At 64.6% G+C, this 15,761-nt stretch carries 18 protein-coding genes, 2 tRNA genes, 1 rRNA gene and 2 riboswitches; of the genes, 8 read left to right on the top strand and 13 right to left on the bottom strand.

What is annotated here, in order from left to right:
* Positions 1-13: 13 nt before the first annotated feature.
* The 5 genes from KFE19_14895 to KFE19_14875 form a co-directional block, all read right to left on the bottom strand.
* Complete coding sequence (locus KFE19_14895; GenBank protein ID QUO37629.1) at positions 14-856, bottom strand: hypothetical protein; 843 nt, start codon at positions 854-856, stop codon at positions 14-16.
* A gap of 21 nt (positions 857-877) precedes the next feature.
* Positions 878-1,429, bottom strand: coding sequence for a hypothetical protein (locus tag KFE19_14890; protein ID QUO37628.1), 552 nt, complete (start codon positions 1,427-1,429; stop codon positions 878-880).
* The gene (locus KFE19_14885) at positions 1,426-1,575 is read right to left on the bottom strand and encodes a hypothetical protein (GenBank protein QUO37627.1); all 150 of its coding nucleotides are present in this window, start codon (positions 1,573-1,575) and stop codon (positions 1,426-1,428) included. Before KFE19_14885 ends, KFE19_14890 begins: the two co-directional genes overlap by 4 nt.
* A gap of 17 nt (positions 1,576-1,592) precedes the next feature.
* The gene (locus KFE19_14880) at positions 1,593-1,988 is read right to left on the bottom strand and encodes a helix-turn-helix transcriptional regulator (GenBank protein ID QUO37626.1); all 396 of its coding nucleotides are present in this window, start codon (positions 1,986-1,988) and stop codon (positions 1,593-1,595) included.
* Between the two features lie 483 nt (positions 1,989-2,471).
* Complete coding sequence (locus KFE19_14875) at positions 2,472-3,008, bottom strand: DUF1273 family protein (protein ID QUO37625.1); 537 nt, start codon at positions 3,006-3,008, stop codon at positions 2,472-2,474.
* Positions 3,009-3,169: 161 nt separating this feature from the next.
* A riboswitch (FMN riboswitch) is annotated at positions 3,170-3,295 on the top strand.
* 106 nt (positions 3,296-3,401) lie between these two features.
* On the opposite strand from KFE19_14875, the gene KFE19_14870 reads away from it, so the two are divergent.
* The 8 genes from KFE19_14870 (at position 3,402) to KFE19_14835 (ending at position 12,021) form a co-directional block, all read left to right on the top strand.
* Positions 3,402-4,103 carry an ECF transporter S component gene (locus tag KFE19_14870; GenBank protein QUO37624.1) on the top strand — a complete coding sequence of 234 codons (702 nt, stop codon included), beginning with the start codon at positions 3,402-3,404 and terminating at the stop codon, positions 4,101-4,103.
* 124 nt (positions 4,104-4,227) lie between these two features.
* Positions 4,228-5,439 (top strand): DNA polymerase IV, encoded by a 1,212-nt coding sequence (gene dinB, locus KFE19_14865; protein QUO37623.1) that lies wholly within the window; start codon positions 4,228-4,230, stop codon positions 5,437-5,439.
* Positions 5,436-6,023: a 5-formyltetrahydrofolate cyclo-ligase gene (locus KFE19_14860; protein QUO37622.1), complete on the top strand. Its 588-nt coding sequence runs from the start codon at positions 5,436-5,438 to the stop codon at positions 6,021-6,023. The genes dinB and KFE19_14860 overlap by 4 nt, the downstream gene beginning before the upstream one ends.
* A gap of 232 nt (positions 6,024-6,255) precedes the next feature.
* Positions 6,256-6,346, top strand: a riboswitch (glycine riboswitch).
* Positions 6,347-6,434: 88 nt separating this feature from the next.
* Positions 6,435-7,532, top strand: a complete 1,098-nt coding sequence (gene gcvT, locus KFE19_14855) for a glycine cleavage system aminomethyltransferase GcvT (protein QUO37621.1) — start codon at positions 6,435-6,437, stop codon at positions 7,530-7,532.
* A gap of 64 nt (positions 7,533-7,596) precedes the next feature.
* Positions 7,597-7,977, top strand: coding sequence for a glycine cleavage system protein GcvH (gene gcvH / locus KFE19_14850; GenBank protein QUO37620.1), 381 nt, complete (start codon positions 7,597-7,599; stop codon positions 7,975-7,977).
* A 4-nt stretch (positions 7,978-7,981) separates the two neighbouring features.
* Positions 7,982-9,298 carry an aminomethyl-transferring glycine dehydrogenase subunit GcvPA gene (gene gcvPA / locus KFE19_14845; GenBank protein ID QUO37619.1) on the top strand — a complete coding sequence of 439 codons (1,317 nt, stop codon included), beginning with the start codon at positions 7,982-7,984 and terminating at the stop codon, positions 9,296-9,298.
* The gene (gene gcvPB / locus KFE19_14840; GenBank protein QUO37618.1) at positions 9,295-10,749 is read left to right on the top strand and encodes an aminomethyl-transferring glycine dehydrogenase subunit GcvPB; all 1,455 of its coding nucleotides are present in this window, start codon (positions 9,295-9,297) and stop codon (positions 10,747-10,749) included. Before gcvPA ends, gcvPB begins: the two co-directional genes overlap by 4 nt.
* A 39-nt stretch (positions 10,750-10,788) precedes the next feature.
* Positions 10,789-12,021 (top strand): serine hydroxymethyltransferase, encoded by a 1,233-nt coding sequence (locus KFE19_14835; GenBank protein QUO39652.1) that lies wholly within the window; start codon positions 10,789-10,791, stop codon positions 12,019-12,021.
* Positions 12,022-12,071: 50 nt separating this feature from the next.
* Here KFE19_14835 and KFE19_14830 read toward each other — a convergent pair whose 3' ends face one another.
* From KFE19_14830 to KFE19_14795, 8 genes are all read right to left on the bottom strand, one after another.
* Positions 12,072-12,989, bottom strand: coding sequence for a hypothetical protein (locus KFE19_14830; GenBank protein QUO37617.1), 918 nt, complete (start codon positions 12,987-12,989; stop codon positions 12,072-12,074).
* A complete protein-coding gene (locus KFE19_14825; protein QUO37616.1) occupies positions 12,982-13,479 on the bottom strand; it encodes an RNA polymerase sigma factor in 498 nt (165 codons plus the stop codon). The genes KFE19_14830 and KFE19_14825 overlap by 8 nt, the downstream gene beginning before the upstream one ends.
* Positions 13,480-13,582: 103 nt before the next feature.
* Entirely contained in the window at positions 13,583-13,999 is a 417-nt protein-coding gene (locus KFE19_14820; protein ID QUO37615.1) for a DUF2752 domain-containing protein, read from the bottom strand.
* A 44-nt stretch (positions 14,000-14,043) separates the two neighbouring features.
* Positions 14,044-14,310 carry a hypothetical protein gene (locus tag KFE19_14815; protein ID QUO37614.1) on the bottom strand — a complete coding sequence of 89 codons (267 nt, stop codon included), beginning with the start codon at positions 14,308-14,310 and terminating at the stop codon, positions 14,044-14,046.
* Between the two features lie 73 nt (positions 14,311-14,383).
* A complete protein-coding gene (locus KFE19_14810) occupies positions 14,384-15,217 on the bottom strand; it encodes a VanW family protein (GenBank protein QUO39651.1) in 834 nt (277 codons plus the stop codon).
* 122 nt (positions 15,218-15,339) lie between these two features.
* Positions 15,340-15,455: ribosomal RNA gene (gene rrf, locus KFE19_14805) — 5S ribosomal RNA — on the bottom strand.
* A 71-nt stretch (positions 15,456-15,526) separates the two neighbouring features.
* Positions 15,527-15,601: transfer RNA gene (locus tag KFE19_14800), tRNA-Glu, on the bottom strand.
* Between the two features lies 1 nt (position 15,602).
* Positions 15,603-15,678 (bottom strand) — tRNA-Lys (locus tag KFE19_14795).
* Positions 15,679-15,761: the final 83 nt, after the last annotated feature.

Genomic DNA, 15,761 nt, shown 5'->3' with positions numbered 1-15,761 from the left:
GCTTTACAAGGCCTCACAGCCACTTTTTCCGCTTGAACCACCACAGCAGCGCCCCCACGATGACCGCGCTCAGGCCGATCACCGCCGGGTAGCCGTAGCGCCACCGCAGCTCCGGCATGGCGGCGAAGTTCATGCCGTACCAGCCGGTCAGAAGGGTCAGGGGCAGGAACACCGCCGTCACCACCGTGAACACCTTCATCAGGTCGTTCTGCCGGATGGACAGCTGGGACTGGTAGGCCTCCCGCAGGTGGGCCACGGACTCCCGCAGGTCCTGGACGGTATTGAGATACCGCTCGGTCCGGTTGCCCAGGTTGGAAAAGCGGCGGGCAGTCTCGGACCCCAGCAGGCTGTTTTCATTGTCCGCCAACTCCCGGAAGATGGAGTCCAGCTGCTCATAGTACCGCCGCAGCCGCAGCAGCTCCCGCCGCCAGGCGGCGATCTGCGCCAGGCTGGACGCGTCGGGCCGGGCCAGAACGGCGTCCTCGCCGTCGGCGATCTCCCCCTCCAGGGCGTCCAGGTGGTCCATGTCCCCCATCAGCAGCCGGACGAAGAAGCGGTGGAGCAGCTGCTCCCGGGAGAGAGGTTCCTCTTCCAAAGCGGCAAAGATCTCCCGGGCCCGTGTCAGGCCCCGCTCCTCCCCGCAGAAGCACAGGAGGCGCTCCTGGTCCAGATACAGCAGGAACCGGGCGTCCTCCGTCCGGTCGCTGCGGACGTCGTACCAGTCGAAGGCGATCAGGTCGAAGCCCTCAAACCCCTCGAAGGCCTCACTCTGTCCCTCGTGGATATGGCGCAGGACCCGCGGGTCCATGTACGCCTGCATCTCCTCCAGCCGCGCCAGAGGCAGCACCGTCTCCATCCCATCGCTTCCTTCCCGTCGTCAGTCCATGGCCGCGCCGCCAGGAGGCGGCAGGGCCTCAAAGAGCTTCCGGCTGCGCCAGAGGGCGGCCAGGAACCAGACGATGCCCACCAGGCCCGCGATCACGCCTATCAGCGCCAGCAGGGAGCCCAGGATCGCCAGGATCCAGGAGGCAACCTGGGCCACGGCCAGCACCGTCCAGCCGGTTTTTAGGGAGGCGCTGTTCAGATCCGCCCCCCGGCGGCCCCCCGTATCCCGGATGGCCTGGACCACCGCCCAGGACACGTACAGCGACACCGCCAGAGCCGCGAGGCCCAGCAGCACCGTCAGCCAGCTGCCCTGACCGGTGACGGCCAGCAGGTCCCCCAGCCACAAAATACCCGTATACACGGCCATGCCCAGGGCGAAAGGCCGGATGGAGGCGAAGAGGCTACTCTCCCCCTCCAGCTCCCGGCAGCCCTTCATCACCAGCAGATATCCCGCAAAAGGCGGCAGCAGGTTCAGCACATGGCCATTCACCGTCAGATTGAAATTCACAAATACCAGGAAAAATCCCCAGAAGATCGAGCTCATTCCTGTCCCTCCTCCCGCTTCACCTTTTCCGCGTACCGCTTTCCGTAGTGAAGCACCAGAACGCCTGCCATAATCTTCAGCACCGCATACACCACCGGGATCAGAAGGATGGTCCCCATCCCCAGCATGCCTCCCATCGGACTCATCTGTACCCCATCCTCCTTTACCAGAATATAAAGTTCAGTACGCCCAGGCCCATCAGCGCCAGGGCCAACAGGTCCAGCGCGCCCCAGGCGATCAGCACCCAGCCCAGAAGATAGCCCTTGGTCTTGACCAGATACCCCAGGCGGCTGATGGTATCCCGCTGAGCCTGGGTGGGGCTGCTGCGGGGCGGATGCTCCTCCGCGGACGGCTGCTCCGCAGCCTGGGGCCGCAGCAGATAGTCGGTGGTGACGCCAAAAATGTCCGCCAGGACCACCACCTTGTCTGTCTCCGGCATGGTCTCGTCCCGCTCCCAGCGGCTCACCGCCTGACGGCTCACATCCAGCCGCTCCGCCAGGGCGTCCTGGCTCATGCCGGCGCTCTGGCGCAGGGCCTGCAACTTTTCTCCGAATGTCATGGGTTCGCTCCCTTCAGTTTGGATGGTTCCATGCTACCAAACGGACCGGTTGCTGTCCAGCAACCGGCTATGGAAGTTCCGCAATCTCAGGTTGCTCCCCCTCAGGATAGCATATCCGCCCTGCCGCCGCAAGCCCCGGTCCGGGCGCAAAACAGCGCCGGGCGCGATCACCGCGCCCGGCGCCTGCCGTGCCGTTCATGTCCGCGTCCCTGTCACAAGCCGCTCCCGAAAGAACTTTGGGACATCCGCCTCCGATCTGCCCCTTTCGCCAGAGCGCGACACGGCGTCACAACGGACAAGCACAGCCGCGCGCTCCCTCCCATCGTTCCCCGGAAAGACGTGTATCCGGAAGGCACCCGGAAAAGCCCCTGGATCCGCCGGGTATTTGACGTTTCGGGCCGAAGCGGCTGCGCCGCCCGGAATTGGCCCGGCAGGGATCGTTCCTCCTGTCACGCTTCTGTTCGACCCGGCGTACAGGAACGGTCATTCCGATTTTACACCTTCCCTGTCAGAATCTATCGTCACCGGCAGATCCGCGATATCCAGTCCACGGCTCATGGCATACTGCACCGTATACTGTGTGCCCCCGGGGGAGCCGTCAAAGGCGGCGATCAGCAGTGAAGCGTGGTCCACCATGTACCGGTCCCGCCGCTGCATGCAGCTGGAGGTGTATTTGGCCGACACCACCGTCTCATAGTCGCAGGCGGCCACCAGCCGGGCGTACCGCTCCCGCTGGTCCGCTGGCCAGGCGTCCGCCTGGGTGGGACAGGGGATGGCAGCCTCCACACTCACGTCGGGATGCCCTTCCCGCAGCGCCAGCACACACTCGCAAAAATACAGATCACACCCCATTGCCATGCCGCAGAGGAAGTGCCGGTAGCCCTCGGCATAGGCGGCCTCCACCGCATCGCGGATACGCCTCTTCAGGGCAACGCAGCGGGGGTCATCCTCATCATGGCGCCAGGGCAGCTTGGCGGGCCGGTGGCCGGTGAAGCAGCAGCTGACGGGCCTTCCCCGCATAGCGCTTCCCTCCTTTCAGCATATTTTCTCCAGTATAGAACATCCGTTCCGGTTTGTAAAGGCCGGGGCGGAATTTTCCCCCGGGGAAAACTTTTGGAAAATGGGGGTTGCATTTTCCCGCGCACTGTCGTATACTGTCCCACAGAGAAAGCAACTGAATACTTTGTCTTCAGGGCGGGGTGCAATTCCCCACTGGCGGTACAGTCCGCGAACGGATGCTTTCGGCGTCCGCCGACCCGGTGAAACTCCGGGACCAACAGTAACAGTCTGGATGGAAGAAGATGAGTGCGGCAAAGCCGCGCGTGTTGTCGCGCGCTCCTTTGTTGCGGGTTCACCTTGGAGAAGTCAAAGGATCCAGGGTGTTTTCCAGCAACAAAAAGGAGTGTGTTTTTTATGTCCGATCCCACTGTCAACGCCATCAAGTCCGGTGCCCGCCCCCGCATGGGCGTCAAGACCATGACCTCTCTGGCTATGCTGACCGCCGTCGCCTATGTGGTAATGATCCTCAGTAAGATGCTGCCCCAGGTGGTGGGCTTTTTGCAGATGGATCTGAAGGATACCGTCATCTGCATCGGCGGCTTCATCTTCGGGCCTCTGGCCGCCGCCGTCATCGCCATCGTGGTGGCCGTGGTGGAGATGTTCACCGTCAGCGACACCGGCATCATCGGCCTCATCATGAACGTGCTGGCTACCGTGGCCTTCTGCTGCACCGCCTCCTTCGTCTATAAGAAGGTCCACAGCAAGAAGGGCGCTGTCATCGGCCTGGCTCTGGGCACCGTATGCCTGACCGTGGTGATGCTGCTGTGGAACTACCTGATCACCCCCATCTACATGGAGATGGACCGGGCTGTGGTGGCCGCCATGCTGCCCACCGTGTTTCTGCCCTTCAACCTGGTCAAGGGCGGCCTCAACATGGCCGTGATCCTGCTGCTGTACAAGCCGGTGGTCACCGCCCTGCGCCGGGCCCGCCTGGTGCCGGAGTCCCAGACCATCGTCCAGCCCGGCGGCAAGGTGAACGCGGGCTTCCTGCTGTTCTCCCTGGCCCTGCTGGCCACCTTCGTGACGCTGACCCTGGTGCTCATGGGTATTCTGTAATCCAAAAATCCATCCATTTTACTCCGGGGAAGGCGGCGTGCCTGAGGCACGCCGCCTTCCCTTTTCCGCCCCTTTTCAAAGGCGAACAAATGTGCTATACTGAGTGCAGAAAGGGGGCAGCGCCATGGAACGGATCATTCTGCACTGCGATCTCAACAGCTTTTACGCCTCCGTGGAATTGCTGAGCCACCCGGACCTGCGGCAGACACCTGTGGCGGTATGCGGCGATCCCACCTCCCGCCACGGCATCATCCTGGCCAAGAATGAGCCAGCCAAGCGCTTCGGCGTCCAGACGGCGGAGACCATCTGGCAGGCCAAGAAAAAGTGCCCGGACCTGGTGCTGCTGCCGCCCCACCACCTCCTGTACCGGGAGTACTCCCGGAAGGTCAACGATATCTACGGCCAGTACACCGACCTGGTGGAGCCCTTCGGCATCGACGAGAGCTGGCTGGACGTGACCGGCACGCTGCACCTCTTCGGCGGCGACGCCCGCGCCCTGGCGGACACCCTCCGCCGCCGGATGCGGCAGGAGCTGGGGCTGACGCTGTCCGTGGGCGTCAGCTTCAACAAGGTCTTTGCCAAGCTGGGCAGCGACTACAAAAAGCCCGACGCCACCACCGTCATCTCCCCGGAAAACTGGCGGGAGATCGTGTGGCCGTTGCCGGTGGGAGATCTATTGTACGTGGGCGGCGCCGCCCGGAAGCTGCTGGGCCAGTACGGCGTGGACACCATCGGCCAGCTGGCCGCCTGCAAGCCGGACATGCTGGAGCAGCTCATGGGTAAGATGGGCCTCCAGCTTCACAGTTACGCCAACGGCCTGGATGCAGACCCGGTCCGCTCCCGGTTCGAGAAGGAGCCGGTGAAATCCGTGGGCAACGGCACCACCTTCCCCCAGAACCTGACTACCCGGGACCAGGTGCGCCAGGGCATCGCCATGCTGGCGGACTCCGTGGCCAGCCGGCTGCGCCACCTGGGCCTCTACGCCGGCGGCCTCCAGGTGACGGTCCGGGACCCCCAGTTCCGGGACCGGTCCCGGCAGACCCGGCTCTCCGCTCCCACCCACCTGATCCGGGAGGTGACGGAGACGGCCATGGACCTGACGGAGCAGATCTGGAAGCCCCCGTCCCCCATCCGGGCCCTGACCGTCACCGCTATCCATCTAATGGAGGCGGAGGATACCTATGAGCAGGTGGACCTGTTCAGCGGCTCCGCCGCCACCCGGCAGCGCAGCGAAAAACTGGAGGCGGCCATGGACCGCATCCGCGGAAAATACGGCAGCGGCGCCATTGCCTACGGCGCCGCCGCGCCGGAGAAAGAGGAGGACCCCCTGCCATGACGAGAAAAGAGGAAAAGCAAGCCCTGCGGGCCACCCTGCGCCGCATGGCGGAGGGCCTGCCCCAGAGCTACCGGGAAAAGGCGGACGCGGCCATCACCGCCCACCTGCTGGCCATGCCAGCCTATCAGGAGGCGGAGACGGTGTTCTGCTTTGTGGGAACCGGCTGGGAGATCGACACCCGGCCCATCCTGACCCGGGCCCTGGCCGACGGGAAACGGCTGTGCGTGCCCCTTTGCACCGGGCCGGGCATCATGGAACTGCGGCAGATCACCTCCCTCAGCCAGCTCTCCCCCGGGGCCTACGGCCTGCCGGAGCCGCCGCCGGATACCCCGCAGGTGGCGGTGGATGCGGTGGACCTGGCGGTGCTGCCCTGCATGGGCTGCAACCACCTGGGGCACCGGCTGGGCCGGGGCGGCGGATACTACGACCGCTTCCTCTCCGTCTACCGCTCCGCCGCCGTGCTGATGTGCCGGGAGCGGCTGATCCGGGAGGAGATCCCCCTGGAGCCCCACGACATGCCCATTCCCTGGGTCCTGACGGAGCGGGGCCTCTACGAGGACGGCACCCCCGCCCGGCTGGGCTGACGGAGGTAGTTCCTCCGCAGATATCGCCGAGGCAGATGGCTGCCAGAAGAAGAAAGTAATACCTATCTCCAGATTTTCCCTTGACATCAGGGAGTAAGTCTGCTAGTGTGAAAAAAAGAGGGGGATATCCCTCTGCAAGTTCATATCTGAATGAACGGTACAGGAGAGTTCGCCCTCCGGGCGGCGCCGAAGGTCCCGCGCGCGGCGGGACCAGGCAGACGGGACTGTACCGGGACAGAACTCTGGAGAGCAGCAATGCACCGAAGGGGCAACCGGGCGTCGTTCGCCGGGAATCTCTCAGGTCACAGAACAGAGGCGTAAGGAATCCCCCAACAGCGGGGCCTCCTTATGCCTCTGTCTTTTTTGTGCCGGAAACCACGGAAATCCCACTATGATACAGGAGGCGCAGATATGGAAAAACGAACTCCCCTCTACGACACCCACGTGGCCCTGGGCGGCAAAATGGTGCCCTTCGGCGGATACCTGATGCCGGTCCAGTACCCCGCCGGCGTCATCGCCGAGCACATGGCGGTGCGGGAAAAGGCGGGACTGTTCGACGTGTCCCACATGGCGGAACTGCTGCTGGAGGGGCCGGACGCCCTTGCCAATCTCCAATGGCTGGTGACCGCCGACCTCAGCAAGATGACCGACGGCCAGGTGAAGTACGCCATGCTCTGCAATGAGCGGGGCGGCATCGTGGACGATCTGGTGGTCTGCCGCCAGGGGCCGGAGAAATATCTGCTGGTGGTCAACGCCGGCAACCACGAGAAGGACGCGGAATGGGTCTCCTCCCGCCTGACCGGCGGCGTGCGCTTTTCCGACATTTCCGACCAGGTGGCCCAGCTGGCCCTTCAGGGCCCTAAGTCCGGGGACATCCTGAAAAAAATCTGCGCCGAGGCGGACATCCCAGAGAAATACTACCGCTTCAACGACCACGTTACCCTCCGCTGCAAGGGCGGCGATGTGGAGGCCCTGGTGTCCCAGACCGGGTACACCGGCGAGTTCGGTTTCGAGCTGTATTGCCCGGCTGACCGGGCCGCGGACCTGTGGAACACGCTGCTGGAGGCGGGCGCGCCTGAAGGGCTCCTGCCCTGCGGCCTGGGCGCCCGGGACACCCTGCGGCTGGAGGCCGCCATGCCCCTCTACGGCCACGAGATGGACGACGACGTCTCCCCCAAGGAGGCGGGATTGCCCTGCAAACTGGACGGCAAGGACTTCCTGGGCCGGGAGCCCATCATCGCCCGGGGCGCCCCCGCCGTCAAGCGGGTGGGGCTGAAGGTCACCGGCCGGGGCATCGTCCGGGAGCACTGCGACCTCTACTACCCCGGCGGAGACAAGGTGGGCCGCACCACCTCCGGCACCCACTGCCCCTTCCTGGGCTATGGCGCGGCCATGGGCTATGTGGACCTGACCGCCGCTGAGCCCGGCACCGCCCTGGAGGCCGATGTCCGGGGCCGCCGGATCCCCGTGGAGGTGGTCCCCCTGCCCTTCTACAAGATCACCCGCTGATGAGACGGCGGTTTCCCCATGCGGACCACATCAACCTGATATATTTTGTAAGGAGGAACGATCCATGAACTTCCCCGCTGAACTGCTGTATGCCAAGACCCACGAGTGGGTCAAGATGCTGGACGACACCACCGCCCTGGTAGGCATCTCCGACTTTGCCCAGGACTCCCTGGGCGACCTGGTGTTCGTGAACCTGCCCATGGCGGGCGACAGTGTCGCCGCCGAGGAGCCCCTGTGCGACGTGGAGTCCGTGAAGGCCGTGTCCGACATCATCTCCCCGGTCAGCGGCGTCATCGCCGAGGTCAACGAGGAGCTGCTGGACGCCCCGGAGAAGCTGAACGAGGATCCCTACGGCGCCTGGATCGCCCGGATCGAGCAGGTCACCGACCAGGCCGATCTCATGGACGCCGCCGCCTACGAGGCCTTCACCCAGACGGAGGGCTGAGCCCATGGGCAGCTACGTACCCAACTCCCCGGCGGTGCGGCAGGAGATGCTGGAGGCCATGGGCGCCTCCGGCATCCGGGACCTGTACGCCAACGTGCCGGAGGAGATGTTCGTCAAGGAACTGGACCTGCCTGCCGGGAAGAGCGAGCTGGAGGTCCGCCGGGCCGTGACCGCCATGGCGGAGAAGAACCATGTGTTCCGCACCTGCCTCCGGGGCGCCGGCGCCTACCGGCACTATATCCCCGCGGTGGTCAAGTCCATCGCCTCCCGGGAGGAGCTGGTCACCGCCTACACCCCCTATCAGGCGGAGATCAGCCAGGGCATCCTCCAGTCCATCTTCGAGTACCAGACCATGATCTGCGAACTGACCGGCATGGACGTGTCCAACGCCTCCGTCTACGACGGGGCCACCGCCGCGGCGGAGGCCATCACCATGTGCGTGGACCGCAGGCGCCGCCGGGCACTGGTGTCCGCCGCCGCCCATCCGGAGGTCATCGAGACCATGCGGACCTACTGCTTCGGCTCCGGCGTGGAGCTGACCGTGGTGCCCGCCCCCGGTGGCCGCACTGACAAGGAGGCCCTCTCCGCCGCCCTGGGCGACGACGCGGCCTGCTTCTACCTGGCCCAGCCCAACTACTTCGGCCTGATCGAGGACGCCGCCGAGATCGGCGAGATCGTCCACGCCGCCGGGGCCAAGTTTGTCATGGGTGTGAACCCCATCGCCTGCGCCCTGCTGGAGACCCCCGCCGCCTGCGGCGCCGACGTGGCCGTGGGCGACGGCCAGCCCCTGGGCCTGGACACCGCCTTCGGCGGGCCGTACCTGGGCTTCATGGCCGCCACCAAAAAGCTCATGCGCCAGCTGCCCGGCCGCATCGTGGGCCGGACCCACGACGTGGACGGCAAGGTGGGCTACGTCCTGACCCTGACTGCCCGGGAGCAGCATATCCGCCGGGAGAAGGCCAGCAGCAACATCTGCTCCAACCAGGCCCTGTGCGCCTTTACTGCCGGGCTGTACCTCAGCGCCATGGGCGCGGCGGGCCTCGCCCAGGCCGCCCGGCAGTCCCTGTCCAAGGCCCATTATCTGGCGGAGCGTCTGGCCCAGGCCGGACTGCCCCTGGCCCACGAGGGCCCCTATTTCCACGAGTTCGTCACCGCCTGCACCCCGGAGACTGGGGAGCAGATCCTCAGCGCCCTGGCCCGGGCGGACATCCTGGGCGGCCTGCCCGTGGAGGGCGGCCTCCTCTGGTGCGCCACGGAGCTGGTGAGCCGGGAAGAGCTGGATAGGGCTGCGGACATCGTGAAGGAGGTGCTGGCGCAGTGAAAACCATCTTTGAAAAGGGCCACCCCGGCCAGGGGCTGAGCCTGCTGCCTCCCTGCGATGTGCCGGAGATCCGCCTGGACCGGGAGCGGACCGATCCGCCCCGGCTGCCCCACGTGGGAGAGAACGAGTTGACCCGCCACTACAAGCAGCTGTGCGACCGGGTCCACGGCGTCAACGACGGGTTCTATCCCTTGGGCTCCTGCACCATGAAGTACAACCCCAAGATCGACGAGGAGCTGGCGGCCCTGCCGGGCTTCACGAAGATCCATCCCCTCCAGCCCGTCTCCACGGTCCAGGGCTGCCTGGAGGCCCTGTGGACGCTGGAGCAGTCCCTGTGCGCCGTCACCGGCATGGACGCCGTGACCCTCCAGCCCGCCGCCGGCGCCCACGGGGAATTCACCGGACTGCTGCTCATCAAGGCCTATCACACCCACCGCGGCGACAGCGCCCGCACCAAGATCATCGTCCCTGACTCCGCCCACGGCACCAACCCTGCCTCCGCCCGGATGGCCGGGTTCGACGTGGTGAACATCCCCTCCGGCACCGACGGCTGCGTGGACCTCGCCGCCCTCTCCGCCGCCGTGGGACCCGACACCGCGGGCCTCATGCTGACCAACCCCAACACCGTGGGCATCTTTGACAAGAACATCCTCTCCATCACCCGCATTGTCCACGAGGCCGGGGGCCTTTGCTACTACGACGGTGCCAACCTCAACGCCGTGGCCGGCGTGGTGCGGCCCGGCGACATGGGCTTCGACGTGTGCCACCTGAACCTCCACAAGACCTTCGCCGCCCCTCACGGCGGCGGCGGGCCCGGCTCCGGCCCCGTGGGCTGCAAGGCGCTGCTGCGGGACTTCCTGCCGGGGCCCCAGGCGGAAAAAACGGAGGACGGCTACGGCTTCTTTACCCCCGCCCACTCCATCGGTCGGGTCAAGGGCTTCTACGGCAACTTCACCGTGACGGTGAAGGCCCTGGCGTACCTGCTGACTTTGGGCCGGGAGGGCGTGCCGGAGGCGTCGGAGAACGCCGTGCTCAACGCCAACTACATGATGTGGAGACTTGCCAAAACCTACGACATGGCGTACAATGGCTGGTGTATGCACGAATTCGTCATGACGCTGGAAAAGCTCCGCAAGGACACCGGCGTCAGCGCCATGGACATCGCCAAGGGCCTGCTGGACCACGGCATCCATCCGCCCACCATGTACTTCCCCCTCATCGTCCACGAGGCGCTGATGGTGGAGCCCACGGAGACGGAGAGCAGGGAGACCATGGACGAGGCCTGCGCCGTGTTCGAGCAGCTCTATCAGGACGCCCTGCGGAACCCCCAGTCCCTCCGCGAGGCGCCCCGGCGCACTCCCGTCCGCCGGTTGGACGAGGTGGGCGCCGCCCGGAACCCGGTGCTGCGGTATGAGTTCCCCGTCGGAGACGGGGAAGCCGCCCATTCTTAAATCGAGACAGAGGAGAGACTTGCCATGATCCAGGAGACAATGAAGTTCATCGCCCAGGCGGACCCGGAGGTGGGCGCCTCCATCCAGGAGGAGTTCGCCCGGGAGCGCCGCAACATCGAGCTGATCGCCTCGGAGAACATCGTCAGCGAGGCCGTCATGCTGGCCATGGGCACGTGCCTGACCAACAAGTACGCCGAAGGCTATCCCGGCAAGCGGTATTACGGCGGCTGCTATGCCGTGGACGTGACCGAGGACATCGCCCGGAACCGGGCCTGCGAGCTCTTCGGCTGCAAGCACGCCAACGTCCAGCCCCACTCCGGCGCCAACGCCAACCTGGCGGCCTTCATGGCCCTGGTGCAGCCCGGCGACACGGTGCTGGGCATGAACCTGGCCCACGGCGGCCACCTCAGCCACGGCAGCCCCGTCAACATCTCCGGCAAGTACTTCCACATCGTGCCCTACGGCCTCAACGACGAGACGGAGATGATCGACTACGACCAGTTGATGGCCGTGGCCAAGGAGTGCAAGCCCAAAATGATCATCGCCGGCGCCAGCGCCTATCCCCGGACCATCGACTTCGCCAAGTTCCGGGAGGTGGCGGACGCCGTGGGCGCCTATCTGATGGTGGACATGGCCCACATCGCCGGTCTCGTGGCCGCCGGGGTCCATCCCTCCCCCATCCCCTACGCCGACGTGGTCACCTCCACCACCCACAAGACCCTGCGGGGTCCCCGGGGCGGTCTGATCCTGTGCAACGACGACGACATCTTCAAGAAGATCAACTCCGCCGTGTTCCCCGGCTCCCAGGGCGGCCCTCTGGAGCACATCATCGCCGCCAAGGCCGTGTGCTTCGGCGAGGCGCTCAAGCCCGAATTCAAGGCCTACGGCCAGCAGGTGGTGAAGAACGCCGCCGTGCTGGCGGAGGAGCTGCAGAAGCAGGGCTTCCGCCTGGTCTCCGGCGGCACCGACAACCACCTGTGCCTGGTGGACGTGCGGAACTTCCACATCACCGGCAAGGAGTTCGAGCACCGGCTGGACGAGGTCCAGATCACCGTCAACAAGAACGCCATCCCCAACGACCCGGAGAAGCCCTTCGTCACCAGCGGCATCCGGGTGGGCACCCCCGCCGCCACCACCCGGGGCTTCAAAGAGCCGGAGATGGTGAAGATCGCGGAGTGGATGGCCATGGTGGCCCGGGACTTCGAGGGCTGCAAGGATCAGGTTCGTTCCGAGGTGGACGCCCTGTGCCGTCAGTTCCCCATCTACAACTGAGCTGCTAAAAAATCCCCCGGCTCTTGTATGAGCCGGGGGATTTTCCATGTTCAAAACAGTTCCAGCATCTGCTCAAGCGCCGCTCTGGCCGCTCCTCCGCTCTCTCTGCCGGGGGAAACTGCGTGCAATGTATACAGACCATTTTCCAGGATGAAAAACGCATCCGCACTGGAAAAATCATGATAGTATTCATTCTCCGGCGTTTCCGTTACCACCAGGGAATAGGGAACCTTGCTGCCGGTTACGCCAGAGGTCAGGGTGAAGTCCGCCTCTCCAATCCATACGGCCCCGGTCCCCGGGTCCAGAAAGCTTCCCTCCGGATAGAGATTTACAGACATCTGAATCCGAATTTCGCCCATAAGATAGCCCGCATCTACCTGAACACTCTGCAATTCTCCGTTGGCAGAGCCGTTTAAAGTGACGGCGCAATGCCGCCTGCTGTTCTCGTCCAGTGTCTGCGCATCTCGGGGGATGGCAGCGTAATTGGCCATCTCCAACAACTCCGCCTCCTCCAGAGGGTTGCGCAGGGGGAATCCCACAAAGTCCTCACATTTTGTCCAGCTATCAAACGTTCCAAACCAGTATCCCGGCATTGTGCTCATCAGGAGAGGATTTTGCCCTGCCGCCCTTTCAGGCACTCTTTCCATAATGGCCCAAATCTCACGAGAGAAGGACTCCAGTGGAACAGCGGGAATGTCTCCGTCCACCCGATAGCTGGACTCCTCCTGCCCCACTGAAATCTCTTCGATCCGCAAGTGCCACAGCTCGGCTGCCAGCACGGACGCTGACAGAACCGCCGCGGCCGCCGTCAGCAGCAATGTCCGGCGGCCCAGTCTCCGGTAGGGACGCCGGTCCTCACCCCTGCGGATCTCCCTCTCCAGACGGTCCAGCAGCGCCTCACAGTCCGTCGGCAGGGGCAGTTCCTCTCCATGGGCCATTGCCCGCAGACGCAGATCCAGTTCATCCATCCCGTTCCACCTCCAGCCATTTCCGCAGCTGCTCTCTTGCCCGGCTCAGCCGCACCCGCACCGTGCCCGGCGCGGCGCCCACGATCCGGGCGATCTCCTCTGTGGGCAGGTCCTCCCAGTAAAACAGCACCACCGCCTCCCGCTGGTCACGGGGCAGGGCCTGGACCGCCTGCCAGAGGCTGTGGTCCTCCGGCTCCCTCTCCGGAGCGGCGGGCTCTGTCCCCAGCTCCTCCAGCGGCACAGTCCGCCCCCGGCGGCGGCGGCAGAGCTGCCGGGCTTCGTTGGCGGCGATCTTCAGAAGCCAAAAGCGGAACTTCTCCCGCTGCCGCAGCTGCCCGAACCGCGCCCAGGCCAGGTACGCCGCCTGGGCCATGACCTCCTGGGCGTCAGCGTCGCTGCCGGTAATGCTGCGGGCGAGCCGGTACAGACTGGTCCAGTTCTCCCGCAGCCGGTCGCAGAACCAGTCCCGGTCCGCCTGGGAAATCGCCATGGGCCTCGCCTCCTCTCTGTACGCATGATGCGGGAAAGCCGGAAATTGTTACAGAACGAAAAAATATTTGCCGGACGCCGGTCTCTCCCGGCGTCCGGCAAATTCAGATCCCGATGTCAAAGCCCAGCCACAGCAGGTTCCGCACCGCGCAGTTGACCAGGAACAGTCCCGCCAGCGCGGCAGGCCAACGGGGGTCGTACCGCAGAACCCAGCCCCGGCGCCCCCTCATGCGCCACACGGTCTGAGAGACCAGGTACACGCCCCCCAGCGCCGCCAGCACCGGCACCGCCGGGTGGTAGTACAAAGCCTTCAGCAGCTGTCCGTGGGCCAGGGCGATCACCGCACGGGTGCCGCCGCAGCCCGGGCAGTAGAGCCCCCAGTGCTCCCACACCCAGCACCGGCTAACCGTGGGGCTGCCCAGGGCGTACCGCCAGATGAGATACGCCAGGGCCAGCATCCCCACCAGGATCCAGGCGGCGGGGTAGACCTCCCGGTCCGTCATTCTGCGTCGTTCGTCCATCGCTCCTCCATGAAAAGAGGCCGCGCCCCGGGCGCAGCCTCCGCTTACTTCAGCAGCTTGATCCTGCCCAGCAGGGGAACTTCCTTCTCCTCGCCGTTGATGGCGGCGATCAATCCCATGAGGGCACAGACGAAGCAGAAAATGCCCCAGATCCAGCCGATGCAGGGGATCACGCCGAACAACCCCGCAATCCAGACCACCAGCGCCTGGTTCAGATGGAACTTGGCCCCCTCCCGGTCGCCGGCTACCAGCGCGATGACCAGACCGATCCAGGTGATGTAGGCCACAATACCTGTGGTCTTAGAATCCATGAAAACACCTCACTTATTTATTTTCCTGCGGTAAATCGCCGCTTTTTACACAGTATACCATTTTTCCTGCCGATTAACAACCCTCCGCTTCCTCCAGCAGAGGGCTGTACATCATGATGGCGTCGTTGGCAAAGAGGAACTGCTCCTCCACCAGCCGCCCGTCGCGGTCCCACAGCCGCCGGTACAGGGCGTTGTGACGGACGTAGCCGCCCCAGGCGGCCTGGTCCATCCGGTGGTCCCGCTCTACGATTTCATACCGGCAGACCGGGGGGCGCAGTGCCCGCCACTGCCCCTCCAGGCAGGTCTCCCCCACCCGCAGGCACAGCTGGAAGGGCTGGTCCGTGTCATTGCGGATCATCAGGTCCCGGTGGGGATAGGCGCAGGTAGCGCCGCTTCCGAAGGGCTGGGTACGATTGGCGTCGGGAAACACGTCGTGAGAGTGGCGGTACCGCTCTACCACCGTCAGGGGCGTGTGGAGCGTCATCCAGAAGATCAGGTTGGAAAGCTGACATAATCCACCGCCGACATCGCTACCCACATGGCCCAAAAACAGCACCATCCCCTCCTTGTAACCCTTGCGGCGGGTGGGCTTTCCGATCAGACGCCAATAACTGAAGGTCTCCCCCGGCGCCAGCACCAGCCCGTTCAGCCGGGCCACAGCCAGCCGCAGATTCACCACCTTGTTCTCCTGGAGAACCATCTCCTCCCCCCGCAGATGGCGGTACAGGGGCGTGGCGTGGGCAAACTGGACCTGAGGCAGCTGCTCTGTCCGCTGCTCCTTGGCCCAGCGGAATTTTGGAGAGCACCACAGCAGATACCGCAGTCCCGCATAGTACGCCTTGCCCAGCCGCAGCCGCAGCTGGCTGCGGCGAATAGGCGGACGGAGCTGCTTATTGTTGGGGTCCACCACGGCCAGTCGCCTCCTTTCGCCTTTTATTTTCCCGAAAAAAGGGGAGATGTGCCACCTCAAACGGCTACAAAGTGGTTACAAAACAAAAACAAAGACACACTCATGAGAGTGTGTCTCAGTGTTGGCGCTACCTATTTTCCCGGGCCGTCGCCAGCCAAGTATTGTCGGCAGGAACGAGCTTAACTACCGTGTTCGGAATGGGAACGGGTGGACCCTCGCCCTAATCAGCACCAACTTCTGTCTTCCGGTCTTGCCGGAGAACATCCTGTATTATATTGTCTTTCGCTCTCTTTGTCAAGAAGAGTTTGGTGACCCGTACCGGATTCGAACCGATGTTAACGGCGTGAGAGGCCGCTGTCTTAACCACTTGACCAACGGGCCATGGTGCACCTTCACGGACTCGAACCGGGGACCCACTGATTAAGAGTCAGTTGCTCTACCAACTGAGCTAAAGGTGCATACTCTTCTTTTCACGAGCGTGCGCTTTTCGCTGCACCCTCAAAACCGAACAATGTGACATCCACTTCTTCAGGCCGCCTGC

The sequence above is a fragment of the Dysosmobacter sp. Marseille-Q4140 genome (genome assembly GCA_018228705.1).
Classification (GTDB): Bacteria; Bacillota; Clostridia; order Oscillospirales; family Oscillospiraceae; genus Oscillibacter.
The sequence above is the reverse complement of the archived record's forward strand: the minus strand, read 5'-3'. Positions and strand labels throughout refer to the sequence as shown.